The sequence below is a fragment of the Pseudomonas sp. C2B4 genome (assembly GCF_013359695.1).
Classification (GTDB): Bacteria; Pseudomonadota; Gammaproteobacteria; order Pseudomonadales; family Pseudomonadaceae; genus Aquipseudomonas.
In genome coordinates this window covers 45,024-67,483 of the sequence record NZ_JABFMU010000017.1, presented here as the reverse complement: position 1 = coordinate 67,483, position 22,460 = coordinate 45,024, and the positions used below count along the sequence as shown (strand labels likewise).

The following is a 22,460-nucleotide window of genomic DNA, read 5'->3' as shown; positions in this document are numbered from 1 at the left end:
AATCCGTCAGTCGGCTGCGCAATCGGAAGAGTTCGTGGCGGTGCGGCTCGATAGCATCGAGTCTCTTACAAGAGGAGCATCTCCATGAAGATTACCGTGCTGGGTGGTGGACACGGCTGTTACGCCGCTGCTGTCGAAATGGCTGAAAAGGGGCATCAGACCCGCCTGTGGCGTCGCGACTCGGCAGCGCTCAAGGAACTGCTGGCCATCGGCAGCCTGACCATCAGGGACTATCGGGGCACACGCCAATTGTCCGTCGGCCAGCAGGGCGACAATCTGTCGTTCACCGACGATCTCGCCGAAGCCCTGGGCGACGCGCAACTGGTGATCATCCCGTTGCCGTCGACCTCCCACGAAGACCTGGCCAGGCACGTGGCGCCACTCCTTCGCGACGGTCAGGTGGTGTTCCTGCCGCCGGGCACCTTCGGCAGCTACGTATTCGCCAAGGCCATGGCCGATGCGGGCAACCAGAGCAAGGTCGCCTTCGCTGAAACCGGTACGCTGCCGTACCTGGTGCGCAAGCATGGCGCCAGCGAGCTGGTGATCAGTTGCTACGCGACCCGCCTGCCGACCGGCGTATTCCCCAGCAACCTGTCCGAGCATGCCTTTGCGGTGCTGCGTGAAGCCTACCCGAGCGTCGAACCGATTGAAGACGCCCTGAGCGGTGCGTTGATGAACGCAGGCCCCATCATCCACCCGCCGTTGATCATGATGAACGCAGGTCCCCTGGAGCATTTCGAGGCCTGGGACATTCACAACGAAGGCACTCAACCGTCGATTCGTCGCGTGACCAACCAACTGGACGCCGAACGCATGGCGGTGCGCGAAGCACTGACCTACGGTGCGCCGCACTTTCCCCTGGCCGACCACTACAACACCACCGAAGGCGATGAGTGGATGTACGGTCGCGGTGCCCATGGCAAGCTGACCGACAGCGGTGACTGGCGCGAAGACATCGACCTGCAAAAACATCGCTACATGCTCGAAGACACCCGCCTGGGCCTGTCCTTCCTGGTGTCCGTCGGTCGCTGGGCCGGTGTGCCGACCCCGGTGGCGCAGGGCCTGCTGAGCATCGCCTCGGTTGTCGCGGATCGTGATCTCTACGCCGAAGGCCGCACGCTGGAGAACCTGGGGCTGGCCAAGCTGAGTCGGGCGCAGATGACCGAACTGCTGACAAAGGGCTTCAACTGATGAACGCCGCGCTGCCCAATGTCAGCGTGGTCGGTGCCGGCCGGATGGGCGAGGGCATTGCCCTGGCGTTCATCCATGCGGGCCTGCCAGTCACCCTCATCGACATCAAGGATCGCGCCGAGGATGAGCGGCACGGCTATTTCGAGCGTGTGCGAAACAACATCCGCAGCGAACTTCAGATGCTGGTACGCCTTGGTGTGCTCCAGCCGGAACAGGCGGACATCGCGATAGCCCGGCTGACGCTGCAAACCAAGTCCCAGGCCGCAGAGGCATTGCGCCTGTGCGACCTGGTGTTCGAAGCGGTGCCGGAGATCATCGCGGTCAAGCAGCAGACCTTCGCCTGGGTCAGCGAGCATGTCCCGGCATCGACCATCATCGCGTCGACCACCTCGACGTTTCTGGTCACCGAGTTGAGCGAAATGGTCAGCACGCCTGCGCGCTTCGTCAATGCGCACTGGCTCAATCCCGCGTACCTGATGCCGCTGGTGGAAGTCAGCCGCAGCGAAGCCACCTGCCCGCAGGTGGTCGAGCGACTGCTGCAACTGCTCAAGCGGATCGGCAAGGTGCCAGTGGTGTGCAACCCGGTGGCGGGCTACATCGTGCCGCGCATCCAGGCATTGGTCATGAACGAAGCCGCGCGGATGGTGGAAGAGGGCGTGGCCAGCGCCGAAGATATCGATACCGCGGTGCGTGTCGGCTTCGGGTTGCGCTTCTCGGTGCTGGGCCTGCTTGAGTTCATCGACTGGGGCGGCGGCGACATTTTGTACTACGCCTCGCGCTACCTCAGTGGCGCGCTGTCACCGCGCTTCGAATCGCCACAGGTGATCGCCGACAACATGCAAAACGGCCGCAATGGTTTGCGAGACGGCCAGGGTTTCTACGACTACCGCGACCTGGACGTGGACGCCTACAAGCAGCGGCGTCTTGGCGACTTTGTTCGCAAACTGGAGTTGTCGGGATTGACGCCGGCCTTCGATGGCGCGTTGAGGCAGGTGTAAGCGGGTACCGGCAGGACCTACGCAAACCTGTGGGAGCGTGGCTTGCCCGCGATGGACGTGAACGATGACACGGGCTGTCTGAATGAACGCGTTGTCTGGGCGTTCTTTTCGCGGGCAAGCCACGCTCCCACAGGTTTTGCGTTGGTCCCTGTGGGAGCGAGCCTGCTCGCGAAAAGCGCTCAGACAGTACGATCATTCAGACAACCCACCTCATCACGGCGCACTGGCATCGCTTTCATGCTCGTCCGCAAAGGCCATGAACACGTCGAGATCGAGCACATCCAGATTGATGTGGGCGATAAAGGCGGAGAAGGCCAGGTTGGCGGCGAGCAGGCGCAAGTCAGAAGCCCAAGGGGGAACATAGGCGGGCCCCTTTAGCCAGCCGCACTCAAACAGCGGCGCCAGGCGCACGGTATCCCCTAAGCTGAGTCGACCGGCGAACAAATGGCCCACCAGGTCCGGCCGGTTATCACGAATCGCAATGCGCAGCAGGGTGTGGACGCCGAGCATTCCGGTCAGGTAGGCGGCGTCTTTGGTAAACGCGGAACCGCCACGCAAGTCGGCACCACGGAAAACCCGTTGAGTCGAGCGGAAGGACTCCTCCTGTGACTGCCCGCCTGCCAAAAAGCCTTCAAATACCTGAATGAAGTCGGCGCCATCCAGCGCCTGTTGCACCGCGAGCACGCGCAGCGCCAGGCGCCGCAGACGGTTGATGTCCATGCTGCCCGTGAATAGCTCGGCCAGTGTGGCGATTCCCTCCTGAGTCTGGGTAGTGCGCGGCGCCCCCAGGCCCAGGCTTTTGAGGTTGGGTTGCAATGCGCCGTTTTGTGCCGTGGCCACATGCACGAACGCCTCGTGCTGCAACAACTGATTCTTGTCCAGTTCCGAAAACAGCGCGCTGGCCCGCAGGCGAATACGACTCGCACCGGCGATGGCCTTGGCGGCGAGGGTGGCATCGAGGATGACCTTGATCCGCCCCTCACCGAAGAAACGGTCCAGCTCCGGTTGAATCCAGGCGGCGAAGGCCTCGGCCGGTATGTCGGCCTGGGTCGGCGGAATCCGCGCACCGCCCAGCAGGGCGTCGGTGGTCTTGAGAAAGAAACGGGCCGCGTCCAGCATGCTCAGCTTCTGGTTCGTGTAGTAGAAGTCCGGGCGGCGGTAGAGCGCTGACGAGTATCGAGTAAAGTCCGGCGTACCCAAGGCACCGAGCATGCGTGCGGCGGTGGCATAGCTGCGGGCGGTCATGGCGAGTAAGTTGCCGGCCGGATGGCCTGTGTCGCAACGACCCATAAAGTCTTCCAGTGCGGCGATCTCGGCAGTGTGATCGCGGGGGTGGAGTTCGACTTTGGGTAACTGCGCGCGTCCGGAGCGCCAATTTTTCAGGAAGGCTTCCTCGATACCGTCGGGCCAGCTCAAGGCATCCAATACGCGGATTTTTCGAGTCAGGTCGGGTAGGGTGGCGTCGAGGTCGGACAGGGAGGTGGGCATGGAAGGGGTCCTTGGTTGACAAGGGTTGATCGTGGAAGCTTAGACGCCAGCAGGAGCGTGCGTTAACCGGCGCAATTCGTGGTTTTTGACCGGCAGAGAAGGTCCGAAGCTGTCTGACCGTACAGGCAGAAACCGGCCTGGCGCGTCGATTCAGTGACTTCGAAGAAAGTGAGGGGCAGGATAATTACCTGCCCCCCAATTTTCCTAACCTCGCAGGAAAGCGAGCAAGTCGGCGTTGATGGTATCGGCGTTCGTTGTGGGCATTCCGTGTGGGTAGCCCGAGTAGGTTTTCAGCGTGCTGTTCTGCAAGAGTTTGGCTGACAAGAGTCCGGAATTTTCATAAGGCACGATCTGATCATCATCCCCATGCATCACCAGCACGGGGATCTTGATGCTCTTTAGATCGTCGGTAAAGTCGGTCTGGGAAAAGGCTACGATCCCGTCGTAATGTGCCTTGGCGCAGCCCATCATGCCTTGGCGCCACCAGTTCAGAATGATGCCTTCGGACGGTTTTGCACCAGGGCGGTTATAACCGTAGAAAGGCCCTGCCGGAACGTCATGGTAGAACTGTGCACGGTTAGCCTTCAGCTGCGCCTGCAAGTCATCGAAAACCGACTTCGGCAGACCGCCTGGATTGCCCGGGGTCTGGACCATCAGGGGCGGCACGGCACTGATGATCGCCGCCTTCGACACTCGGTCTTCGCCGTGGCGAGCAATGTAATGGATGACTTCACCCCCACCGGTGGAGTGACCCACATGGACGGCACCCTGCACGCCAAGATGGTCGACCACGGCCGCGACGTCATCCGCATAGTGATCCATGTCGTGCCCGTCCCAAACCTGACTGGATCGCCCGTGGCCGCGTCGATCGTGGGCAACCACCCGGTAGCCGTTCGCCAGGAAAAACAGCATTTGCGCATCCCAGTCGTCCGCGCTGAGCGGCCAACCATGATGAAAGAAAATCACGGGGGCATCGCGTGGACCCCAGTCTTTGTAAAAAATCTCAACACCGTCCTGCGTCGTGACATAACCCATGTTCGCATCTCCCGAATGAAATGGAGGGTATGACCAATCGTGTTCTGATCGTGACCCTTGTTGAGCCTTGCCCTTGTTGAATAACACGCTGCCCATCCAATAGGCGGTTCAGAGGGACTGGTCCTGGTTTGGTTCTCGCCCACGCTTGGCCGCCAAATCACTTTAGGTTTAAAGTCAACTTTAAGGTCAATGGTTTTGCGGAGCGGAATATGAGAATAGGCGAACTGGCGAAAATCACTGGACTGGCGCCTTCGCGCATCCGTTTCTACGAAGCGAGCGGCCTGATCAAGTCTGTCGCCCGAAAAGCCAATGGGTATCGGGACTATGCGCCTGATACGGAGTGGGTTCTGGAGATCATCACGGGTGCCCAGGCGGCGGGTTTTTCATTGGAAGAAATCCGACAATTACTGCCGATGAATGCGAACGGTTGGAAACATGAAGAGCTGCTCAGCGGGCTCAAGCGCAAGGTTGAGGAAATCGAAATCCTCCAGCAACGGCTGGCCCAGAACAAAGCGCAACTGCTGCTGGTGATCGAAGGTGTTGAAAGCAAGCCTGAGGGCATGAGTTGCGTGGACAACACGCAGTTGCTGTTGCATCGTCTGCGCGAGGAAGGTGTGGCGGCAGCACCACGCGGCCGCGATATCGCGTCGTCCAAGTAGCTTCACCTGTCAGGCTTGTGAGACCTGACAGGCTTTTACCGGATCGTCGAATCAGTGCCCGTCAGCCAGCGCCGCTAACGGCTTCGGCGCGTAGAGCGCACTTTGGAACGCTGGCACGTATTCGTACTTCATCATTTTCCCCAGCTTCAAGGAGCGGATGTAGTTCGACAGGCTACCGTCGCCCAGCGTAAGGGTTGCCGAGTCCGCGCTCCGGCTGGAACCATGGCTGAGTTGGCGGGAAACCGCATATCCATAGGCCAGTTGGCCTTGGTGATCGAGATTGGTGAAGCTGCTGGTGTTGGGCATTTCAGGCGCCTGCGCCAACGCATGGTTGGCCAAAGTGTTGAACAGCAATCCTGTTAAAACGGCGCTTGCGAGTTTCAATCTGTCTCTCCAGGTGGATGCATCTGCTTGATGGCGTCGGCCGGGCAGGCTTCAGAGGACTGCCTGAAATCACCTTAACGTTAAACTGAACTTTAAGGTCAAGCACCGGAAAGACAGATTTTCAGTTTGTTTGCAGGAGCGTTTTTCAGGGGGCCATCGACCAGGACTCAGCGATCTGTCTTGTCGGTGGAGAGCAAGGCCATGACGACTTCAACTACAGCCGGGGAGATTTCGGGGTCTGACTGGGGATTGGCGATCACGGGTAAGGAGCGGAAAGGGTGATCGGGGGGCGGAATTCATAGATGCCAGAAACGACAAAGCCCTGAATAATCAGGGCTTTGTCGTATAAAGATGGCGGAGGCGATGGGATTCGAACTCATGGACCTGTTACAGTCGACGGTTTTCAAGACCGTTGCCTTAAACCACTCGGCCACACCTCCGTTTGCGTTGCGGGCGCCATAATACCTGAATGAAACACACTGTCAAACTCTCTGCATAGCTTGTTACAGAGCGTCTGTTATGATCTTTGCGACTGAACGTTACAAACCAACAGGAGTGTCGCCATGCGCGAACAGGATTACGCAGTTAATAACAGCTTGCAGGCTGAGCAGCTAGAGGTTAGCCGCGTCCTGCGAAACACATACGGCTTGCTCGCTCTAACCCTCGCATTCAGCGGTTTGACCGCCTATGTTGCCCAGCAGATGCGCGTCGGCTACCCGAACATCTTCGTAGTGCTGATCGGGTTCTATGGCCTGTTTTTCCTCACCAACAAACTCCGCGATTCCGCCTGGGGCCTGGTGTCGGCATTTGCCCTGACCGGTTTCATGGGTTTCCTGCTCGGCCCGATCCTCAACCGTTACCTGGGCATGCAGGGTGGCGCTGAAGTGGTCAGCTCGGCCTTTGCGATGACGGCATTGGTGTTCGGTGGTCTGTCGGCCTATGTACTGATCACCCGCAAGGACATGAGCTTCCTCGGTGGTTTCATTACAGCGGGCTTCTTTGTCCTGCTCGGCGCGACGCTGGCCAGCTTCTTCTTCCAGATCAGCGGCCTGCAACTGGCGATCAGCGCAGGTTTTGTGCTGTTTTCCTCAGTCTGCATTCTGTTCCAGACCAGCGCCATCATTCACGGTGGCGAGCGCAACTACATCATGGCGACCATCAGCCTGTATGTATCGATCTACAACCTGTTCGTCAGCCTGTTGCAGCTGTTCGGTATCATGAGCCGCGATGACTGATCGTCAGCCTTGAATGAAAAAACCCGCTTCGGCGGGTTTTTTCATGTCTGGAATACGGGGTTACTCGGTAATGATGATGCTTCCGTCGGCTTGCTGCCGGTAGACGGTGTAGGGCAGCAGCAAGGTGTCGAGCGTGCCGGAAAGGACCACGTCGACCAGCACAATGGCCGGTGCGGGGCCATGGATCTGTGCGTCCCGTCCTTTTTCCAAAGGCGCATTCAGATAGCAGAAGTCGTACATCACGCCACTGTAGATTCGGGGAACTGCACCGCAGTAACTGTTTTGCTCCTTGAGGCTTTTGGCGGCCACTTCATCTGCGCGCATCACCGTCTGGACCGTGCCGCATCCCCCTAGCATCAGCATCGCCAACAATACAAATCGGGTTTTCATACCGCCAATCCTTAGCTGGAAAAAAAGGCCAGTTTACAGCTTTCGAGGGACCCATTCACGCCATTGGCGGCAACCGACGCTTGACCGGGGTTTTCTTGACGATCGCAGTGTTGGTTTCGGCGTGGGTGTTGAGTCGGTCGAGCAAGGTATCCAGTTGTTCCATCGAACGTACGTGCAGACGTGCGATGAAGCAGTCGTCGCCGGTCACCTTGTCGCATTCGGTGAACTCGGGAATGGCCATGATTTGCCGTTCCACTTCCTGCAACTGGCCTGGCAGCGGGCGAACGCGCACGATGGCCTGGAGCTGATAACCGAAGCATTTCGGGTCGATTTCAACGGTGTAGCCCTTGAGGACCCCACGCTCCTCAAGGCGACGCAGGCGCTCGGCAACGCTGGGCGAAGATAGACCGCTGAGGTGCGCCAGCGCCTTGAGTGAACGTCGCGAATCTTCCATCAATGCGGTGATCAGCACTTGGTCGATGTCATCGGTCATGACGAAAACCTCTATTAGGCAATTATTCAAAAGTACCTTGATAAAAAAGGCAGATCTCGAGTTTAGCCTGATTTTTGCGCTGGAGAATCCATTGGGTCGATTGGCATACTTTGCCCACTCACAGAGGAGTCTGAAGATGGACAACACAATACGCCGCGGCTCGTTCGAAATGACCGCCGCCATGCTGATCTCCGGGACCATTGGCTGGTTTGTGCTGGTGTCCGGGCAACCGGTGCTGGACGTGGTGTTCTGGCGCTGCCTGTTCGGTGCCGGTACGTTGTTGCTGATTTGTGCAGCCTTCGGTTTCCTGCGTCCCGGTATTCTGACCCGTACCACGTTCCTGTTGGCCGTACTCAGCGGCGTAGCGATTGTTGGCAACTGGGTGCTGCTGTTCGCGTCTTACTCCCGCGCCTCGATTGCCATCGGTACGGCGGTGTACAACGTGCAACCTTTCATGCTGGTGGGGCTGGCCGCGATGTTTCTCAACGAAAAAATCACGTTGCAGAAACTGGCGTGGCTGGGTGTTTCGTTTCTCGGGATGCTGGCGATTGTCAGTGCCCATGGCGGGCAGGGCGAAAGCGGTAATCAGTACCTGATTGGCATTGTACTGGCGCTGGGGGCTGCGTTCCTCTACGCGATTGCCGCGTTGATCATCAAGCGCCTGACCGGCACGCCGCCGCACCTGATTGCGTTGATTCAGGTCAGTACCGGCGTGCTGTTGCTGGCGCCATTCGCCCATTTTTCAGCGCTGCCGCAGGCCCCGAGCGCCTGGGCGAGCCTGATCACCCTGGGGATCGTGCACACCGGCGTGATGTACGTGCTGTTGTATGGTGCAATCCAGAAACTGCCAACGGCATTGACGGGGGCGTTGTCCTTCATCTATCCGATCGCGGCGATTTTCGTCGACTGGTTCGCGTTTGGCCATCGGCTGGAGCTGCTGCAATGGATCGGGGTCGCCGCCATTCTGCTGGCTGCTGCCGGTATGCAACAGGGCTGGAGCCTGAAGTTCCGGCAGACCGCTGCACAGGAGTGATAAAGGTAGTTGGATGCATCAGCGCTCGACACGGTTTTGAATGAGCGCTGTTGCATCTCGTCAATTGTGCCTATTGGGATATTTCCCCTTGGTGGAGTCAATAAGACCCACGGCGTAGTCTTGTTAAGCCCGCCACGAAAGCCCTTAAAAGCCTAAGACGGATGTTAACAATAGGCTTGCTGGATTGAGTGTTTTTAGTTTGATACTGCTGTGATAACGAAAGTGAAAGCGGTTACTCAAGTGAATTAACTTAAGCGCGGAATGTTATTAAGGAAATTCCGTCCCGCGTCAGTATCTCTGCTAAATATCGTTGTTAGGGTTTCCTATCCGCGAAAGGGCTCGGGGCAGGGACACTGCCACGGAGGTGTGTCGTGTCTAATCTTGTTATCTGCTGCGATGGTACCTGGAATACCCCAGATCAAAGGGAGCACGGTATCCCGGCGCCCACCAATGTTGTCCGAATATACAATGCAATTGACGATATAGACGAGCAGGGAGGCAAACAGAATAAATATTACCATCCCGGTGTAGGGACGGATGGTAACTGGTGGGAGAAGTTGCTGGGTGGTGGTGCGGGTGAAGGGCTTGATAAGAACATCATGAGTGCCTACCAACGGCTGTGTTATAACTTTGATCTGAAGAACGATGATCAGATATTTTTATTCGGATTCAGTCGAGGCGCCTATACCGTTCGCAGCTTGTCCGGTTTTATAACTCGGTGTGGACTGCTGGAAATCAAAGACTTGCCCCCCGCCGTCGTCTGGGAACGGATCGAATATCTACTTCAATGTTACAGGGGCAAAAAAGACCCTCGTAAGGATCGGAAGTCCAAGGGGTGGAAATATCACAATGCTCTTGGGCAGGACATAAAAATACGATTTATAGGCGTTTGGGACACGGTGGGTGCCTTGGGTATTCCTGATGATATGGCGCTCCTCAATTTGTTGGATAGTCGCAAGGACTATACCTTTCACGATACGACCCTTAACAAGTCCGTGCTCACTGCGCGACATGCCATTGCGATGGACGAATTGCGCGCGACCTTTCAACCGACGTTGTGGACCGATTACGACGTCGCACAGGATGTGAAGCAGGTGTGGTTTCCAGGCGTGCATGCGGACGTTGGAGGGGGGTATCGTGAGTGCGGGCTAGCCGACGGTGCGCTTAAATGGATGATTGAAGAAGCTGCAAGGTGCGGCCTTCGATTCGATGATGAAATGCTCAAGCAGATCAAGCCTAACTATAACGATACGATGCATGATTCATGCAATGGTGTTTTCGCGATGTTGCCAACACAACCTCGCAGCATTCCAATCCTTTCCGATAGAGTTCAATTGCATAGCTCTGCGATAAGCAGGCACAAAACACCGCCCATTAGTCAATGCCCTTACAGGCGCACGCTGGATGTTCAACCGGCTTCGTTCGCAACGCTGGATATTTCCGCACGCAACCCTTGGAACGAAACCGGGTTATGGCTGGAGCAGGGCGTGACTTACAGGTTCAGCGCTTCTGGTGAGTGGATGGACGCTTCCATTGCCTGTGGCCCGGGCGGTACGGATGATGGAAAATTCCATCCAGGCGAAACCGTCCAGCTCCTGGCCAGTGCGCTGGGTAAAATCGAGACGGCGTTCAAGTCGCTGTCCGGCAATAACTCGGCTGAGTTTCAGTTCACCAAGCGCCATGAAGCGTTTCAGTGGTTCAGTTTGATTGGTTGTATCGCCAACAGTAAGGGTGTCGATGATAAAGCGCAGTTAATCCCACCCGAGACATTTTTGATTGGCGAAGGGTGCCAATACACGCCGAAGCGCTCCGGTTATTTCTATGCCTATGCCAACGATGCGTGGAATTGCTATGGCAATAACCGGGGGAATGTTGCGCTGACAATCGAACGGACCTGATTCGGTTGATAGATAGAGCGTGAAAAACAACATGCTGGTTGAACAACCGTGGGAAAAGGCGAAACCGCATGAGGTCTGCAAACTCATGCGGTGATTCATCCTGCAATAGACTGCCTGATCAGCCGTAATGCCTTTACAGGTTTTTCAGCCCTGCTCAGAAGATGTAATCAGTGGTCAAAAAGCTCGAACTGCGCCCACTGATGATCTCGCTGATCAGGTCCTTGTTGGTTTCCTGGAATTTGGTCGCTACCAGTGTCCGTATCGAAAACACCCGCAAGGCGTCATGCACCGACAAGGTGCCCTCGGCGGAGTTCTTGCGGCCATTGAACGGGTAGGTGTCCGGGCCGCGCTGGCACTGGGCGTTGAGATTGATGCGTCCCACCTGGTTGGCGAACGTGTCCACCAGTCGTCCGACCGCTACCGGGTTGGTGCCGAAGATGCTCAATTGCTGGCCGAAGTCCGACTCCAGGACGTAATCGATCACCGTGTCCAGGTGGCGGTACGGCACGATCGGCACCACCGGGCCGAACTGTTCTTCCTGGTAGACCCGCATCTGCGGGGTGACCGGGTACAGCACCGCCGGGTAGTAGAACGACGCGCGGGCGTCACCGCCATTGGGATTGACCACTTTCGCGCCTTTGCTGACGGCATCGGCCACCAGCGAATGCAGGTAATCGACCTTGCCTGATTCCGGCAGCGGCGTCAGCGCCACGCCGCTTTCCCACGGCATGCCGGGTTTGAGTGATGCCAGTTTGGCGTTGAATTTCTCGATGAAGGCGTCGACCACGTCTTCGTGGACAAACAGGATCTTCAATGCGGTACAGCGCTGGCCGTTGAATGACAGGGAGCCGGTGAGCGCTTCAGTCACCGCATTGTCCAGATCCACCTCCGGCAGGACGATGCCAGGGTTCTTTGCATCCAGCCCCAGCGCCGCGCGCAGGCGGTGAGGGCGCGGATGCAGTTTCTTCAGGTCACTGGCCGCCTTGTTGGTGCCAATGAACGCAAAGATATCGATCTTGCCGCTGGCCATCAGTGCGCTGACGGTCTCGCGGCCGCTGCCGTAGATCACGTTGATCACCCCGGCCGGGAAGCTGTCGCGGAAGGCCTCCAGCAGCGGACGGATCAGCAGCACGCCTAGCTTGGCCGGTTTGAATACCACGGTATTGCCCATGATCAGCGCCGGAATCAACGTGGTGAAGGTTTCGTTCAACGGGTAGTTGTACGGACCCATGCACAACGCCACGCCCATCGGCACTCGACGGATCTGGCCCAGGGTGTCCTGCTCCAGTTCGAAGCGGCTGGAGCGGCGGTCGAGTTCTTTCAGGGCGTTGATGGTGTCGACGATGTAATCGCAGGTGCGATCGAACTCTTTTTCCGAGTCCTTGAGGTTTTTGCCGATTTCCCACATCAGCAGCTTGACCACCGACTCGCGCTGCTCGCGCATGTGCTTCAGGAAGGTTTCGACATGATGAATGCGCTCGGCCACGCGCATGGTCGGCCACAAGCCCTGGCCTCGGTCGTAAGCGCGGACGGCGGCGTCGAGGGCGGTCAATGCTGTGTCGGCATCCAGCAGCGGCGTGCTGCCGAGGATCACTTGCTCGTCACCCGCAGCGGTGCTCAGGTACACCGGGCTGCGCACTGTGGCGAGGGCGCCAGGCCAGGTTTTCAGGACACCATCGACCAGGTATTCACGCTGCTCGATCTGGCCGTCCAGGCGGTATTTTTCCGGGATGCTGCCGGCCTCGGGAAACAGGTTGCCAAGGAGATCTGTGCTCATGTCGCTACCCCGTGTGAGTTGACGAGCCAAGCCCCCTGTGGGAGCGAGCCTGCTCGCGAAGGTCGTGAACGATAACGCGTAAAAATCAGATGCCCCGCAGTGTCATTGGATTTTTCGCGAGCGAGCTCGCTCCTACAGTTAATTTCCATAACGGAAGATCGATTTTTCAGTCAATCGTGCGGCGATAGGCAGAATAGAGGGGTTGAGGGTCTGGATCTTGTGTCTCAAGCGTAGACCGCTTTGCGCGGTTGTTGAAACGTAACTTAGGCCCTCGGCGCACACAACGGCCGGTGCTGCGGTTAAACTTGGCGCTCTTTCTAAAGGAGTTCACATGAGTCACTACCAGCCAGGCATTCTCGCCACTCCAGTTCCGCCTCAAGCCCGTCATATGTTTTTCGCCCTCGAATCCGTTGCCGAACTGCCGGCCGCGCTCGACAGACTGACGCAACTGGTGGACGGCAAGTCGGCGGTGGTCGGTTTCGGTGAATCCCTGGTCAAGGCACTCGATGGCAGCATCGAAGGGCTGCGGACGTTCCCGGCGCTGACCGGCGTGGGCGTGGACAACCCGTCGACGCAACAGGCGTTGTGGTGCTGGCTGCACGGTACCGACCGTGGCGAACTGCTCAATCGCAGCCACGCGTTTGCCGCCGCATTGGCCCCGGCCCTGCGCCTGGTGCAAGTGACCGAAGGCTTCCGCCATCGCGACGGTCATGACCTGACCGGCTATGAAGACGGCACCGAGAACCCTCGCGACGAAGCCGCTGCGGCTGCGGCGCTGGTAGGCGAGGGCGTTGAGGGCATGGTCGGCGGCAGCTTTGCCGCGATCCAGCAATGGCAGCATGACCTCAAGCGCTTCCACGCCATGCCTTCCCACGAAACCGACGACATCATGGGCCGTCGCCTGAGCGACAACGAAGAACTCGATGACGCGCCGATCTCCGCTCACGTCAAACGCACCGCCCAGGAAAGCTTCGCGCCTGAAGCCTTCATCGTCCGCCGTTCGATGCCGTGGATCGAAGACGACCGTGCCGGCCTGATGTTCCTCGCCTTCGGTTTCTCCCTCGATGCCTTCGAAGTGCAGTTGCGGCGCATGAGCGGTCTGGAAGACGGTGTCACCGATGGCCTGTACCGTATCAGCCGGCCGATCACTGGCGGCTACTACTGGTGTCCGCCGCTGAAAGACGGCCGCCTCGATCTGCGCGCCTTGAACATCGCCTGACCATGACGATGAGCATGGTGCGGTGGGGCATGATCGGTTGCGGCAGCGTTGCCGAGCGCAAGAGCGGGCCGGCCTTCTACAAGGCGTCAGGCTCGGCGCTGGTGGCGGTGATGGGGCGACGCCAGGAAGCGGCCAGGGATTATGCCGCGCGCCATGGCATCGCCCGGGTTCATGCCGATGTCGACGCCTTGATCAACGATCCTGAAATCGACGCGGTGTACATCGCCACGCCCCCCGACAGTCACCACGCTTACGCCCTGAAGGTGGCCGCCGCCGGCAAGCATTGCTGTGTCGAAAAACCGATGTCGCTGAACGCCGGGCAAAGTCGCGAGATGCAAAAGGCCTTCGCCGATGCGGGGCTGCACCTGTTCGTTTCCTATTACCGGCGTTCGCTGCCGCGTTTCCAGCAGGTGCGGCAGTGGCTGGAGCAGGGGCGGATCGGCGAGGTCCGGCACCTGAACTGGACGTTGACCAAAGCCCCGTCCGCGACCGACCTCGGCGGTACGGCTAACTGGCGAACCGATCCAGCGATTGCCGGCGGCGGTTACTTCGCCGATCTCGCCAGCCATGGCTTTGACCTGTTCCAGTATTTGCTCGGGGATATCGTCGAAGTTGCCGGATTCACTGCGCGGCAGGCCGGCTTGTATGCCGCCGAAGATGCCGTCAGTGCCAGTTGGCGGTTTGCCAGTGGGGCGTTGGGCATGGGCTGCTGGAACTTTGTCTCCGACCGTCGCGAAGATCGGGTCGAGGTGATTGGCAGCAAGGGGCGGATCAGTTTTTCGGTGTTCGACGAGCATCCGGTCGAGCTGCATGCAGATGAACATCTCAGCCTGACCATCGAGCATCATGAGCACATCCAGTGGCATCACGTGCTGGGCATGAACGCCCATATTCGTGGTGAGGCGCGGCATCCGGCGGTGGCCGAAGAAGCACTGAAAACCGATTGGGTGATGGATCAAATCCTCAAACGACACTGAACCGTTGTGGGAGCGAGCCTGCTCGCGAAGGCGTAGTGTCAGCCAGCATCGATGTCGGCTGTACTGACGCTTTCGCGAGCAGGCTCGCTCCCACAGGGAAAAGCACTGCGCATCTAACCTTATGCTCAAACAGTATTTCTCAAGCCAGTCATTAGAACTTTAAGATCACGTCATAACTCGTTATGACAAGTGATTCTCTGATGACCGATAACGTTCTCTCTCTCAGTAGCGTTCCGCTACACACTCAGCTTCGCGACGTGCTGCGCGCCCGCATCCTCGACGGCGAATACCCGCAAGACAGCCAGATGCCTTCCGAAAGCGAGCTTGGCGCGCTGTTCAAGGTCAGCCGCATCACCGTGCGCCAGGCCCTCGGCGATCTGCAAAAGGAAGGGCTGATCTTCAAGATCCACGGCAAGGGCACCTTTGTCGCCAAACCCAAGACCTTTCAGAACGTCAGCACCCTGCAAGGCCTGGCCGAGTCCATGACCGGTCGCGGCTACGAGGTGATCAACCGCCTGCGCAGCTTCAAGTTCATCCCCGCCGACAAGCTGGTCGCTGAGCGTTTGCAGGTGGCTGAAGGCGAGACGGTGGCGCAGATCAAGCGAGTGCGCTTGATCAACCGCGAGCCGATCTCGCTCGAAATCACCTACCTGCCCAAAGCCATTGGCGAGCGTCTGGAGAAAGCAGACCTGGTGACCCGCGACATCTTCTTGATCCTGGAAAACGACTGCGGCCTGGCGCTTGGTCATGCCGACCTGGCCATCGACGCGGTGCTGGCCGACAGCGATCTGACCCAGGCGCTGAACGTCGAAGCCGGCTCGCCGATCATGCGCATCGAGCGTCTGACCCACGATGCCGCCGGCCAACCGCTGGACTTCGAACACCTTTACTACCGTGGCGATGCCTTTCAGTACCGCCTGCGGATCGACCGGCAAAAAGGGGATCAGGCATGACGCGCGCTACGCTCGAGCAGGAATACGACATCGTTGTGATCGGCGGCGGCACCGCCGGGCCCATGGCGGCGATCAAGGCCAAAGAACGCAACCGCGATCTGCGGGTGCTGTTGATCGACAAGGCCAACGTCAAGCGCAGCGGCGCGATCAGCATGGGCATGGATGGCCTGAACAACGCGATTATTCCGGGCCATTCGACGCCCGAGCAATACACCAAGGAAATCACCATCGCCAACGACGGCATCGTCAATCAGGCTGCGGTGTACGCCTATGCCACCCACAGCTTCGAGACGATCGAGCAACTGGACCGCTGGGGCGTGAAGTTCGAGAAGGACGAGACCGGCGACTACGCGGTGAAGAAAGTCCACCACATGGGCGCCTATGTGTTGCCGATGCCGGAAGGGCACGACATCAAGAAGGTCCTGTACCGCCAGTTGAAGCGGGCGCGGGTCAGCATCACCAATCGCCTGGTCTGCACCCGTTTGCTCAAGGACGAGGAGGGCGCGGTCAACGGTGTGATGGGCTTCGATTGCCGCACTGCCGACTTTCACGTGATCAAGGCCAAGGCCGTGATCCTCGCCTGCGGCGCCGCCGGGCGTCTGGGCCTGCCGTCCTCGGGTTACCTGATGGGCACTTATGAAAACCCGACCAATGCCGGCGACGGTTACGCCATGGCCTATCACGCCGGGGCCGAGCTGGCGAACCTGGAGTGTTTCCAGATCAACCCGCTGATCAAGGATTACAACGGCCCGGCCTGCGCCTATGTCACCGGTCCGTTGGGCGGCTACACCGCCAACAACAAGGGCGAGCGCTTCATCGAGTGCGACTACTGGAGCGGCCAGATGATGTGGGAGTTCCACCAGGAACTGGAAAGCGGCAACGGCCCGGTGTTCCTCAAGCTCGATCACCTGGCCGAGGAAACCATCCAGAACATCGAGGAGATCCTGCACAGCAACGAACGCCCGAGTCGCGGCCAGTTTCATGCCAATCGCGGCACTGACTACCGCACGCAGATGGTCGAGATGCACATCTCGGAAATCGGTTTTTGCAGCGGGCATTCGGCGTCCGGAGTGTGGGTCAACGAGAAGGCCGAAACCTCGGTCAAGGGTTTGTACTCGGCCGGTGATATGGCCGCAGTGCCACACAACTACATGCTCGGCGCGTTCACCTATGGCTGGTTTGCCGGCACCAACGCGGCGGACTTTGTCGCCGGGCGCGAGTTTTCCGCGCTGGATGCCGGGCAGATCGAAACCGAAAAACAACGGGTCTACGCTCCGCTGGACCGTGAACACGGCCTGCCACCGGCCCAGGTCGAGTACAAGCTACGCCGCTTCGTCAACGACTACCTGCAACCGCCGAAAGTGACGAAGAAGATGCAAATCGGCCTGCAACGCTTCAGCGACATCCAGCGCGACCTCGACCAGATCAAGGCCCACAACGCCCACGAACTGATGCGCGCCATGGAAGTGAGCATGATCCGCGACTGCGCGGAAATGGCCGCCCGCGCCTCGTTGTTCCGCGCCGAAAGCCGTTGGGGGCTTTACCACTATCGCGTCGATCACCCGCAGCGCAACGACAGTGACTGGTTCTGCCATTGCCACCTGAAGAAGGACGAAAACGGTTCGATGACCAGCTTCAAGAAAGCCGTCGAGCCTTACATCATCCCGCTGGATGCCGAAGAAATGCAGGCCTACGACCGGCTGCGTGTCGGCGCCTTTGCGGCCTGAGCCTTACCCACGGAGAGACCGCGAAATGGCCTATCAACCCCAGGAAATCTTTTTCCGCTCCAACGCGCCGGTCACGGTCGACGAGGACCTGTGCATCGCCCACAAAGGCTGCACCGTGTGCGTCGACGTTTGCCCGATGGACCTGCTGGCGATCAACCCGGCCACGCAAAAGGCCTACATGGCGTTTGATGAATGCTGGTACTGCATGCCCTGTGAAAAGGACTGCCCGACGGGGGCGGTGAAAGTGGATATCCCGTACCTCCTGCGCTGAAACACCGTCCCTGTGGGAGCGAGCCTGCTCGCGAAGAGGCCAGCACAGGCGACATCTCCATTGACTGACCGGACGCCTTCGCGAGCAGGCTCGCTCCCACAGTGAATCGAGGACAGACAACCGAAAAAGCCATCCGGCCACCCCCGGACGCCCGCTTCAAAACACCCCTCGTTTCCCACCACGCCCTGATCGTGGCGGAGACGAACATCCTATAAATGATTCGAGGGGAAACACCCATGTTCTTGCGTACAGCTGTCGCCGGTCTGGTACTGGCCTCCTTCACCTTGTCGGCCTCGGCCGAAACCATCCGCATCGCCATCGGCACCCAGGACACCACCATCAACTGCGCCGCTGGCGGCCTGTTGATTCGCGAGCTGGGCCTGCTGGACAGATATCTGCCCCACGACGGCCCCTACAAGGACGCCAAGTACGAGGTGGAGTGGAAGAACTTCACCAGCGGCGCGCCGCTGACCAACGAAATGGTCGCCGGAAAACTCGATTTTGGCGCCATGGCCGATTTCCCCGGCTCGTTCAACGGCGTGGCGTTCGAAGCTGCGGGCAAGCACAGCCTGTTCATCAGCGTGCTGTCGGGCAGCACCAAGGGCAGCGGCAACGGCATCGTGGTACCGAGCGCTTCGGGCGTGCAGTCGCTGGCCGAGCTCAAGGGCAAGACCATTTCCGTGCCGTTCGCCTCCACCGCCCATGGCATGTTGTTGCGGGCGGTCGCGGCCCAGGGCTGGGATCCGCAGAAGGACGTGAATATCATCGCCCAGCCGCCGGAAGTAGCCGGTTCCGCGTTGCAGGCCGGCAAGATCGACGCCCACGCCGACTTCGTGCCGTTCGCCGAACTGTTCCCGAGCCGCGGTTTCGCCCGCAAGATCTACGACGGCTCCCAGGCCGGGGCGCCGACCTTCCACGGGGCGCTTGTGGATCAGGGCTACGCGAAAAAGTACCCGGAAATCGTCGTCGCCTACCTGCGCGCCAGCATCGAAGCCAACCAGTTGCTCGCCGCCGAGCCTGAGAAGTACAGCGAACTGATCGCCAAGGTCACCGGGGTCGATGCCGAGGTCAACTACCTGTTCCACGGCCCGCTGGGCGTGCAGACCCGCGACCTGAGCTGGAAACCGGAATACCGCCAGGCCGTCGGCACCGCCATCGACACCCTGAAGTTGCTGAAGAAAGCCGATCGCGGTCTCGACCTGAACACCTTCATCGACGACCAGTACATCCGCGCCGCGTTCAAGGCCTCGAACCTGGACTACACGGCGCAGCTGGCGAACTACGCGCAAACGCCGCTCAAGGCGGTGGATGCCTCGACGGGCAAGGCCATCACCGATTTCAGTCATGTGGCGGAAATCTGGGTGCGCGGCGAGCCGAAGGTCCGCCAATACGCGTCGGCGGAAGCGGCGTTCACGGCATTGGCCAGCCTCAAGCAGGAAGGCAAGAACATCCGTGCGGTGTATGCCCAGGCGAGCGACAGCGGGATCAAGTTGCTGGCCGATCAGGCGTGGTTCGCCAGTGATGCGAAAGGGCGACTCAGTGCGTTTCTGCTCAAAGGCCAGGCCCAGCAGTTCGCCACGGCTCAGGGCGGCAAGGTGTTCGACTTTACCGATGCCACCACGCAGGCGGTGGCCGCTCGCTAACCCCCAAAACACCATAACCCACTGTGGGAGCGAGCCTGCTCGCGAATGCGGTTCGACATTCAACATCGATGTCGACTGACCCACCGCTTTCGCGAGCAGGCTCGCTCCCACAGGGGCCCAGGTTGAGAGGAAGAATTGTGTACCGATCATTAAACCGCTGGCTCCCCCGAGCCGCCTCACTGCTGCTCTGCCTGCTGTTCTGGCAACTCGCCGCCAGTCACCACTGGAACCTCGGCCTTGTGACCTTCGCCAACGTGCCGACGCCGCTGGCCGTCATCGAAGCGGCATTGGGCCTGGGCGACTCCGGCAAACTCGCCCAGCACCTGAGCAGCAGCCTCGGCCGTGTCTTCGCCGGGTATCTGGCGGCCCTGATCATCGGCATCGCGTTGGGCCTGGCCATCGGCCGCTCGAAATGGGCGGAAGACCTGCTGCTGCCACCGCTGGAAGTGCTGCGCCCGATCCCGGCCGTGGCCTGGATTCCGCTGGCGATCCTGATGTTCCCGTCGTCGGAACTGTCGATGGTGTTCATTACCTTCACTGGCGCCTTGTTCCCGATCCTGCTCAATACCGTGCACGGCGTCGAAGGCGTCGATCCACGGCTGATCGCCTCGGCGAAAAGCCTTGGGGCAGGGCGCCGGGCGATGCTGCTGGAGGTGATTCTGCCGGGCGCCGCGCCGAGCATCATCACCGGCCTGGCCATCGGCATGGGCACCTCCTGGTTCTGCCTGGTCACGGCGGAAATGATCTCCGGCCAGTTCGGCATCGGCTATTACACCTGGGAGTCCTACACCATCCAGAACTATCCGGACATCGTGGTCGGCATGTTGCTGATCGGCGTCCTGGGGATGGGCAGCAGCCTGCTGATCAAGCGCCTGGGCGGGTTGTTCACGCCCTGGCACCGACCGCGAGGAAAAGCCTGATGAGCGTATTTCAACAGCCTGAAGGGCGTATCGATATTCGCGACCTGTCGATCAGCCTGGGCGAGGGCAGTGCTGCCTTCGAAGCCGTGCAGGGGCTCGACTGCCAGATCGAACCGGGCCAGTTCGTGTGCATTCTCGGACCGTCCGGGTGCGGCAAATCCACCTTGCTCGGCGCGCTGGCCGGCCACCTGCAACCGCGCACCGGCAGCCTCAAGGTCGATGGCGCAGTAGTCGCAGGGCCGTCGCCGCAACGGGGCATGGTGTTCCAGCAACACACGCTGTTTCCCTGGCGCACGGTGCGCGACAACGTCGCCTTCGGCCTGAAAATGCGTGGCATCGGCAAGGTCGAGCGGCACCGGGCCGCCGATGAAATCCTCGCTCTGGTCGGTCTTGAGGGCTTTGCCGATCGCTGGCCGAATCAACTGTCCGGCGGCATGCAGCAGCGGGTGGAAATTGCGCGGGTGCTGGTCAATCGACCACGCCTGTTGCTGATGGACGAGCCGTTCGGCGCCCTCGATGCCTTGACCCGCCTGAACATGCAGGAACTGCTGCTCGACATCTGGACGCGGATTCGCACCACCGTGGTGTTCGTCACCCATGACATCGACGAAGCCTTGTTCCTCGCCGATCGCCTGCTGGTCATGAGCCCGCGCCCCGGGCGGATCATCGAAGACCTGCGCCTGGATTTCCCCCGGCCACGCACCACCGAACTGGTGACGAGCCACGAGTTCTCCCGCTTGAAGCGTCACTGCCTCGAATTACTGCGTCACGAAGACGGTCGGCAGTTGCCACGCCTGAACCCTCTCGGACTTCCCCCAGAAAACCAACTGCCGCGATTTGCCCTATGACCTCTCTATTCGATGTAACCGATAACGATGACATTCTTGCCCTGCAACCGCGCCTGACCGATGAGGATGCCGGCGTGCGCCGCATTGCGCTGATCGAACTGGCCGATCTGGAGGAGCCGGACGGCCTGCTGTGGTTGGTGGATCGTCTGTCTGAAGATCCGGTCGCCGAGGTCCGCGCCGAAGCCGCGCGATTGCTGGAGGCCTGGGAAGATGAGCCCGTGGTCGAAGCGTTGTGCCAGGCCCTGACCGATCCCGCCGAAGCGGTGCGAGCCGCCGCCGCGCAAAGCCTCAGTCTGCTCAAGAGTGAAGCAGCGGGGAGGGTGATTCTGCCGTGGACCGGGCATGCCGACATCGGCGTGCGCATTGCCGCGTACAGGGCGTTGCGTGAGTTGCGCTATACCGAGGCCGCCCCGGCAGCCGTGTTGGCGCTGAGCGACGAGGACGCCAATGTCCGGCGTGAAGCGGTCGGTGTGCTGGGTTGGCTCAAGCAGCTCGATGCGCTGCCGGCTCTGGCGCGCCTGGCCAGCGATGATCCGGACACCGAAGTCCGCCGCGCTGCGACCGGGGCCTTGGGCCTGGCTTGCGATGCACAGGTGCTGCCGGCGTTGCGCCAGGCCTTGCAGGACCAAGCCTGGCAAGTGCGCGAAGAGGCCGCGACCACCTTGGGCAAGGTCGGCCATTGCGACGCAGGCCCCGCACTGATCGCTGCCTTGGCTGACGATTACTGGCAAGTCCGCCTGCGCGCCACCCGCAGCCTCGGTCGCTTGCGCTACGCCCCGGCCCTTGATGAGCTGATCGAAACCCTCGGCCACCGCATCAGCAACCTGCGCAAGGAAGCCGCGCTGGCGCTCGGAGAATTGAACGATAAAGGCGCCATCGCAGCGTTGCAGGCTGCGCAAGACGACGGCGACCCGGAAGTGCGCAAGGCCGTGCGCATTGCCTTGAGCCAACTGCAATGAACCCGCTGGCGGTGGGCAATTCGCGCAGCCAGCAGCAACTGCGCCTGCAATGGCCGGATGGCCGCGAGCAGGTGCTGGGGCATGCCGAGTTGCGCCGGCAGTGTCCGTGTTCGCAGTGCCGGGCGTTTCGGCTGCGGGGGATGACGCCGTTGGTCGATGACCGGGTTTGCGTGATCGAATTGAACGCACAGGGTTATGGCGTGCAACTGGTGTTCAGTGACGGGCATGAACGGGGGATCTATCCGTGGGCCTATCTGGCACAACTCGGACTCGAAACGGCGTAAAACTAATGTGGGAGCGAGCCTGCTCGCGAAGGCGGCAGGTCAGACAAATTAATGTCGAATGTGCTGCCGCTTTCGCGA

21 protein-coding genes, 1 tRNA gene and 1 pseudogene are annotated in these 22,460 nt (G+C 59.9%); 16 read left to right on the top strand and 7 right to left on the bottom strand.

The window, feature by feature from the left end; genetic code table 11:
- Positions 1–84 precede the first annotated feature (84 nt).
- Complete coding sequence (locus HNQ83_RS13745; RefSeq protein ID WP_175389461.1) at positions 85–1,191, top strand: NAD/NADP-dependent octopine/nopaline dehydrogenase family protein; 1,107 nt, start codon at positions 85–87, stop codon at positions 1,189–1,191.
- Complete coding sequence (locus tag HNQ83_RS13740; RefSeq protein ID WP_175389460.1) at positions 1,191–2,189, top strand: 3-hydroxybutyryl-CoA dehydrogenase; 999 nt, start codon at positions 1,191–1,193, stop codon at positions 2,187–2,189. The genes HNQ83_RS13745 and HNQ83_RS13740 overlap by 1 nt, the downstream gene beginning before the upstream one ends.
- A 213-nt stretch (positions 2,190–2,402) precedes the next feature.
- Here the strand turns inward: HNQ83_RS13740 and HNQ83_RS13735 are convergent, their stop codons facing one another.
- Both HNQ83_RS13735 and HNQ83_RS13730 read right to left on the bottom strand, forming a co-directional pair.
- Positions 2,403–3,677 carry a flavohemoglobin expression-modulating QEGLA motif protein gene (locus HNQ83_RS13735; RefSeq protein ID WP_175389459.1) on the bottom strand — a complete coding sequence of 425 codons (1,275 nt, stop codon included), beginning with the start codon at positions 3,675–3,677 and terminating at the stop codon, positions 2,403–2,405.
- Between the two features lie 204 nt (positions 3,678–3,881).
- Complete coding sequence (locus tag HNQ83_RS13730) at positions 3,882–4,712, bottom strand: alpha/beta fold hydrolase (RefSeq protein WP_175389458.1); 831 nt, start codon at positions 4,710–4,712, stop codon at positions 3,882–3,884.
- A 209-nt stretch (positions 4,713–4,921) separates the two neighbouring features.
- Here HNQ83_RS13730 and HNQ83_RS13725 point away from each other — a divergent pair, with 209 nt between their 5' ends.
- Positions 4,922–5,371 carry a MerR family transcriptional regulator gene (locus HNQ83_RS13725; protein ID WP_175389457.1) on the top strand — a complete coding sequence of 150 codons (450 nt, stop codon included), beginning with the start codon at positions 4,922–4,924 and terminating at the stop codon, positions 5,369–5,371.
- A gap of 51 nt (positions 5,372–5,422) precedes the next feature.
- Here HNQ83_RS13725 and HNQ83_RS13720 read toward each other — a convergent pair.
- Positions 5,423–5,668: pseudogene (locus HNQ83_RS13720) on the bottom strand (acetoacetate decarboxylase (ADC)); the annotation flags it as partial.
- A 439-nt stretch (positions 5,669–6,107) separates the two neighbouring features.
- Positions 6,108–6,195 (bottom strand) — tRNA-Ser (locus HNQ83_RS13715).
- Between the two features lie 123 nt (positions 6,196–6,318).
- Here HNQ83_RS13715 and HNQ83_RS13710 point away from each other — a divergent pair.
- A complete protein-coding gene (locus HNQ83_RS13710) occupies positions 6,319–6,990 on the top strand; it encodes a Bax inhibitor-1/YccA family protein (RefSeq protein WP_175389456.1) in 672 nt (223 codons plus the stop codon).
- Between the two features lie 60 nt (positions 6,991–7,050).
- On the opposite strand, the gene HNQ83_RS13705 is transcribed toward HNQ83_RS13710, so the two are convergent.
- Together HNQ83_RS13705 and HNQ83_RS13700 are read right to left on the bottom strand one after the other, a co-directional pair.
- Positions 7,051–7,380 (bottom strand): YceK/YidQ family lipoprotein, encoded by a 330-nt coding sequence (locus HNQ83_RS13705; RefSeq protein ID WP_175389455.1) that lies wholly within the window; start codon positions 7,378–7,380, stop codon positions 7,051–7,053.
- 55 nt (positions 7,381–7,435) lie between these two features.
- Positions 7,436–7,873 carry an Lrp/AsnC family transcriptional regulator gene (locus HNQ83_RS13700; protein WP_095195338.1) on the bottom strand — a complete coding sequence of 146 codons (438 nt, stop codon included), beginning with the start codon at positions 7,871–7,873 and terminating at the stop codon, positions 7,436–7,438.
- Positions 7,874–8,009: 136 nt separating this feature from the next.
- Here HNQ83_RS13700 and HNQ83_RS13695 point away from each other — a divergent pair, with 136 nt between their 5' ends.
- Together HNQ83_RS13695 and HNQ83_RS13690 are read left to right on the top strand one after the other, a co-directional pair.
- A complete protein-coding gene (locus HNQ83_RS13695; protein WP_175389454.1) occupies positions 8,010–8,906 on the top strand; it encodes a DMT family transporter in 897 nt (298 codons plus the stop codon).
- A 371-nt stretch (positions 8,907–9,277) separates the two neighbouring features.
- Positions 9,278–10,804: a phospholipase effector Tle1 domain-containing protein gene (locus tag HNQ83_RS13690; RefSeq protein WP_175389453.1), complete on the top strand. Its 1,527-nt coding sequence runs from the start codon at positions 9,278–9,280 to the stop codon at positions 10,802–10,804.
- A gap of 154 nt (positions 10,805–10,958) precedes the next feature.
- On the opposite strand, the gene HNQ83_RS13685 is transcribed toward HNQ83_RS13690, so the two are convergent.
- Complete coding sequence (locus tag HNQ83_RS13685) at positions 10,959–12,581, bottom strand: NADP-dependent glyceraldehyde-3-phosphate dehydrogenase (RefSeq protein WP_175389452.1); 1,623 nt, start codon at positions 12,579–12,581, stop codon at positions 10,959–10,961.
- A gap of 331 nt (positions 12,582–12,912) precedes the next feature.
- Here HNQ83_RS13685 and HNQ83_RS13680 point away from each other — a divergent pair, with 331 nt between their 5' ends.
- The 10 genes from HNQ83_RS13680 (at position 12,913) to HNQ83_RS13635 (ending at position 22,382) form a co-directional block, all read left to right on the top strand.
- Positions 12,913–13,800 carry a Dyp-type peroxidase gene (locus tag HNQ83_RS13680; protein ID WP_175389451.1) on the top strand — a complete coding sequence of 296 codons (888 nt, stop codon included), beginning with the start codon at positions 12,913–12,915 and terminating at the stop codon, positions 13,798–13,800.
- A gap of 8 nt (positions 13,801–13,808) precedes the next feature.
- A complete protein-coding gene (locus tag HNQ83_RS13675) occupies positions 13,809–14,777 on the top strand; it encodes a Gfo/Idh/MocA family protein (RefSeq protein WP_175389450.1) in 969 nt (322 codons plus the stop codon).
- 200 nt (positions 14,778–14,977) lie between these two features.
- Entirely contained in the window at positions 14,978–15,730 is a 753-nt protein-coding gene (locus tag HNQ83_RS13670; protein ID WP_175389449.1) for a GntR family transcriptional regulator, read from the top strand.
- Positions 15,727–17,457, top strand: a complete 1,731-nt coding sequence (locus HNQ83_RS13665; RefSeq protein WP_175389448.1) for a fumarate reductase/succinate dehydrogenase flavoprotein subunit — start codon at positions 15,727–15,729, stop codon at positions 17,455–17,457. The genes HNQ83_RS13670 and HNQ83_RS13665 overlap by 4 nt, the downstream gene beginning before the upstream one ends.
- 25 nt (positions 17,458–17,482) lie before the next feature.
- A complete protein-coding gene (locus HNQ83_RS13660) occupies positions 17,483–17,728 on the top strand; it encodes a ferredoxin family protein (RefSeq protein ID WP_008060065.1) in 246 nt (81 codons plus the stop codon).
- 236 nt (positions 17,729–17,964) lie between these two features.
- Entirely contained in the window at positions 17,965–19,371 is a 1,407-nt protein-coding gene (locus tag HNQ83_RS13655; RefSeq protein ID WP_175389447.1) for an ABC transporter substrate-binding protein, read from the top strand.
- A gap of 137 nt (positions 19,372–19,508) precedes the next feature.
- Positions 19,509–20,291: an ABC transporter permease subunit gene (locus HNQ83_RS13650; RefSeq protein WP_175389446.1), complete on the top strand. Its 783-nt coding sequence runs from the start codon at positions 19,509–19,511 to the stop codon at positions 20,289–20,291.
- The gene (locus HNQ83_RS13645) at positions 20,291–21,139 is read left to right on the top strand and encodes an ABC transporter ATP-binding protein (protein WP_175389445.1); all 849 of its coding nucleotides are present in this window, start codon (positions 20,291–20,293) and stop codon (positions 21,137–21,139) included. The genes HNQ83_RS13650 and HNQ83_RS13645 overlap by 1 nt, the downstream gene beginning before the upstream one ends.
- The gene (locus HNQ83_RS13640; protein WP_175389444.1) at positions 21,136–22,098 is read left to right on the top strand and encodes a HEAT repeat domain-containing protein; all 963 of its coding nucleotides are present in this window, start codon (positions 21,136–21,138) and stop codon (positions 22,096–22,098) included. The genes HNQ83_RS13645 and HNQ83_RS13640 overlap by 4 nt, the downstream gene beginning before the upstream one ends.
- Entirely contained in the window at positions 22,095–22,382 is a 288-nt protein-coding gene (locus HNQ83_RS13635) for a gamma-butyrobetaine hydroxylase-like domain-containing protein (protein WP_175389443.1), read from the top strand. The genes HNQ83_RS13640 and HNQ83_RS13635 overlap by 4 nt, the downstream gene beginning before the upstream one ends.
- Positions 22,383–22,460: the final 78 nt, after the last annotated feature.

Excerpts from the sequence above, each read along its gene's own strand:
- HNQ83_RS13730 (WP_175389458.1), bottom strand. The coding sequence starts at position 4,712 with ATGGGTTATGTCACGACGCAGGACGGTGTTGAGATTTTTTACAAAGAC.
- HNQ83_RS13685 (WP_175389452.1), bottom strand. The coding sequence starts at position 12,581 with ATGAGCACAGATCTCCTTGGCAACCTGTTTCCCGAGGCCGGCAGCATC.
- HNQ83_RS13705 (WP_175389455.1), bottom strand. The coding sequence starts at position 7,380 with ATGAAAACCCGATTTGTATTGTTGGCGATGCTGATGCTAGGGGGATGC.
- HNQ83_RS13675 (WP_175389450.1), top strand. The coding sequence starts at position 13,809 with ATGAGCATGGTGCGGTGGGGCATGATCGGTTGCGGCAGCGTTGCCGAG.
- HNQ83_RS13660 (WP_008060065.1), top strand. The coding sequence starts at position 17,483 with ATGGCCTATCAACCCCAGGAAATCTTTTTCCGCTCCAACGCGCCGGTC.
- HNQ83_RS13745 (WP_175389461.1), top strand. The coding sequence starts at position 85 with ATGAAGATTACCGTGCTGGGTGGTGGACACGGCTGTTACGCCGCTGCT.
- HNQ83_RS13640 (WP_175389444.1), top strand. The coding sequence starts at position 21,136 with ATGACCTCTCTATTCGATGTAACCGATAACGATGACATTCTTGCCCTG.
- HNQ83_RS13635 (WP_175389443.1), top strand. The coding sequence starts at position 22,095 with ATGAACCCGCTGGCGGTGGGCAATTCGCGCAGCCAGCAGCAACTGCGC.
- HNQ83_RS13680 (WP_175389451.1), top strand. The coding sequence starts at position 12,913 with ATGAGTCACTACCAGCCAGGCATTCTCGCCACTCCAGTTCCGCCTCAA.
- HNQ83_RS13725 (WP_175389457.1), top strand. The coding sequence starts at position 4,922 with ATGAGAATAGGCGAACTGGCGAAAATCACTGGACTGGCGCCTTCGCGC.
- HNQ83_RS13695 (WP_175389454.1), top strand. The coding sequence starts at position 8,010 with ATGGACAACACAATACGCCGCGGCTCGTTCGAAATGACCGCCGCCATG.
- HNQ83_RS13740 (WP_175389460.1), top strand. The coding sequence starts at position 1,191 with ATGAACGCCGCGCTGCCCAATGTCAGCGTGGTCGGTGCCGGCCGGATG.
- HNQ83_RS13710 (WP_175389456.1), top strand. The coding sequence starts at position 6,319 with ATGCGCGAACAGGATTACGCAGTTAATAACAGCTTGCAGGCTGAGCAG.
- HNQ83_RS13700 (WP_095195338.1), bottom strand. The coding sequence starts at position 7,873 with ATGACCGATGACATCGACCAAGTGCTGATCACCGCATTGATGGAAGAT.
- HNQ83_RS13655 (WP_175389447.1), top strand. The coding sequence starts at position 17,965 with ATGTTCTTGCGTACAGCTGTCGCCGGTCTGGTACTGGCCTCCTTCACC.
- HNQ83_RS13735 (WP_175389459.1), bottom strand. The coding sequence starts at position 3,677 with ATGCCCACCTCCCTGTCCGACCTCGACGCCACCCTACCCGACCTGACT.
- HNQ83_RS13670 (WP_175389449.1), top strand. The coding sequence starts at position 14,978 with ATGACCGATAACGTTCTCTCTCTCAGTAGCGTTCCGCTACACACTCAG.
- HNQ83_RS13645 (WP_175389445.1), top strand. The coding sequence starts at position 20,291 with ATGAGCGTATTTCAACAGCCTGAAGGGCGTATCGATATTCGCGACCTG.
- HNQ83_RS13665 (WP_175389448.1), top strand. The coding sequence starts at position 15,727 with ATGACGCGCGCTACGCTCGAGCAGGAATACGACATCGTTGTGATCGGC.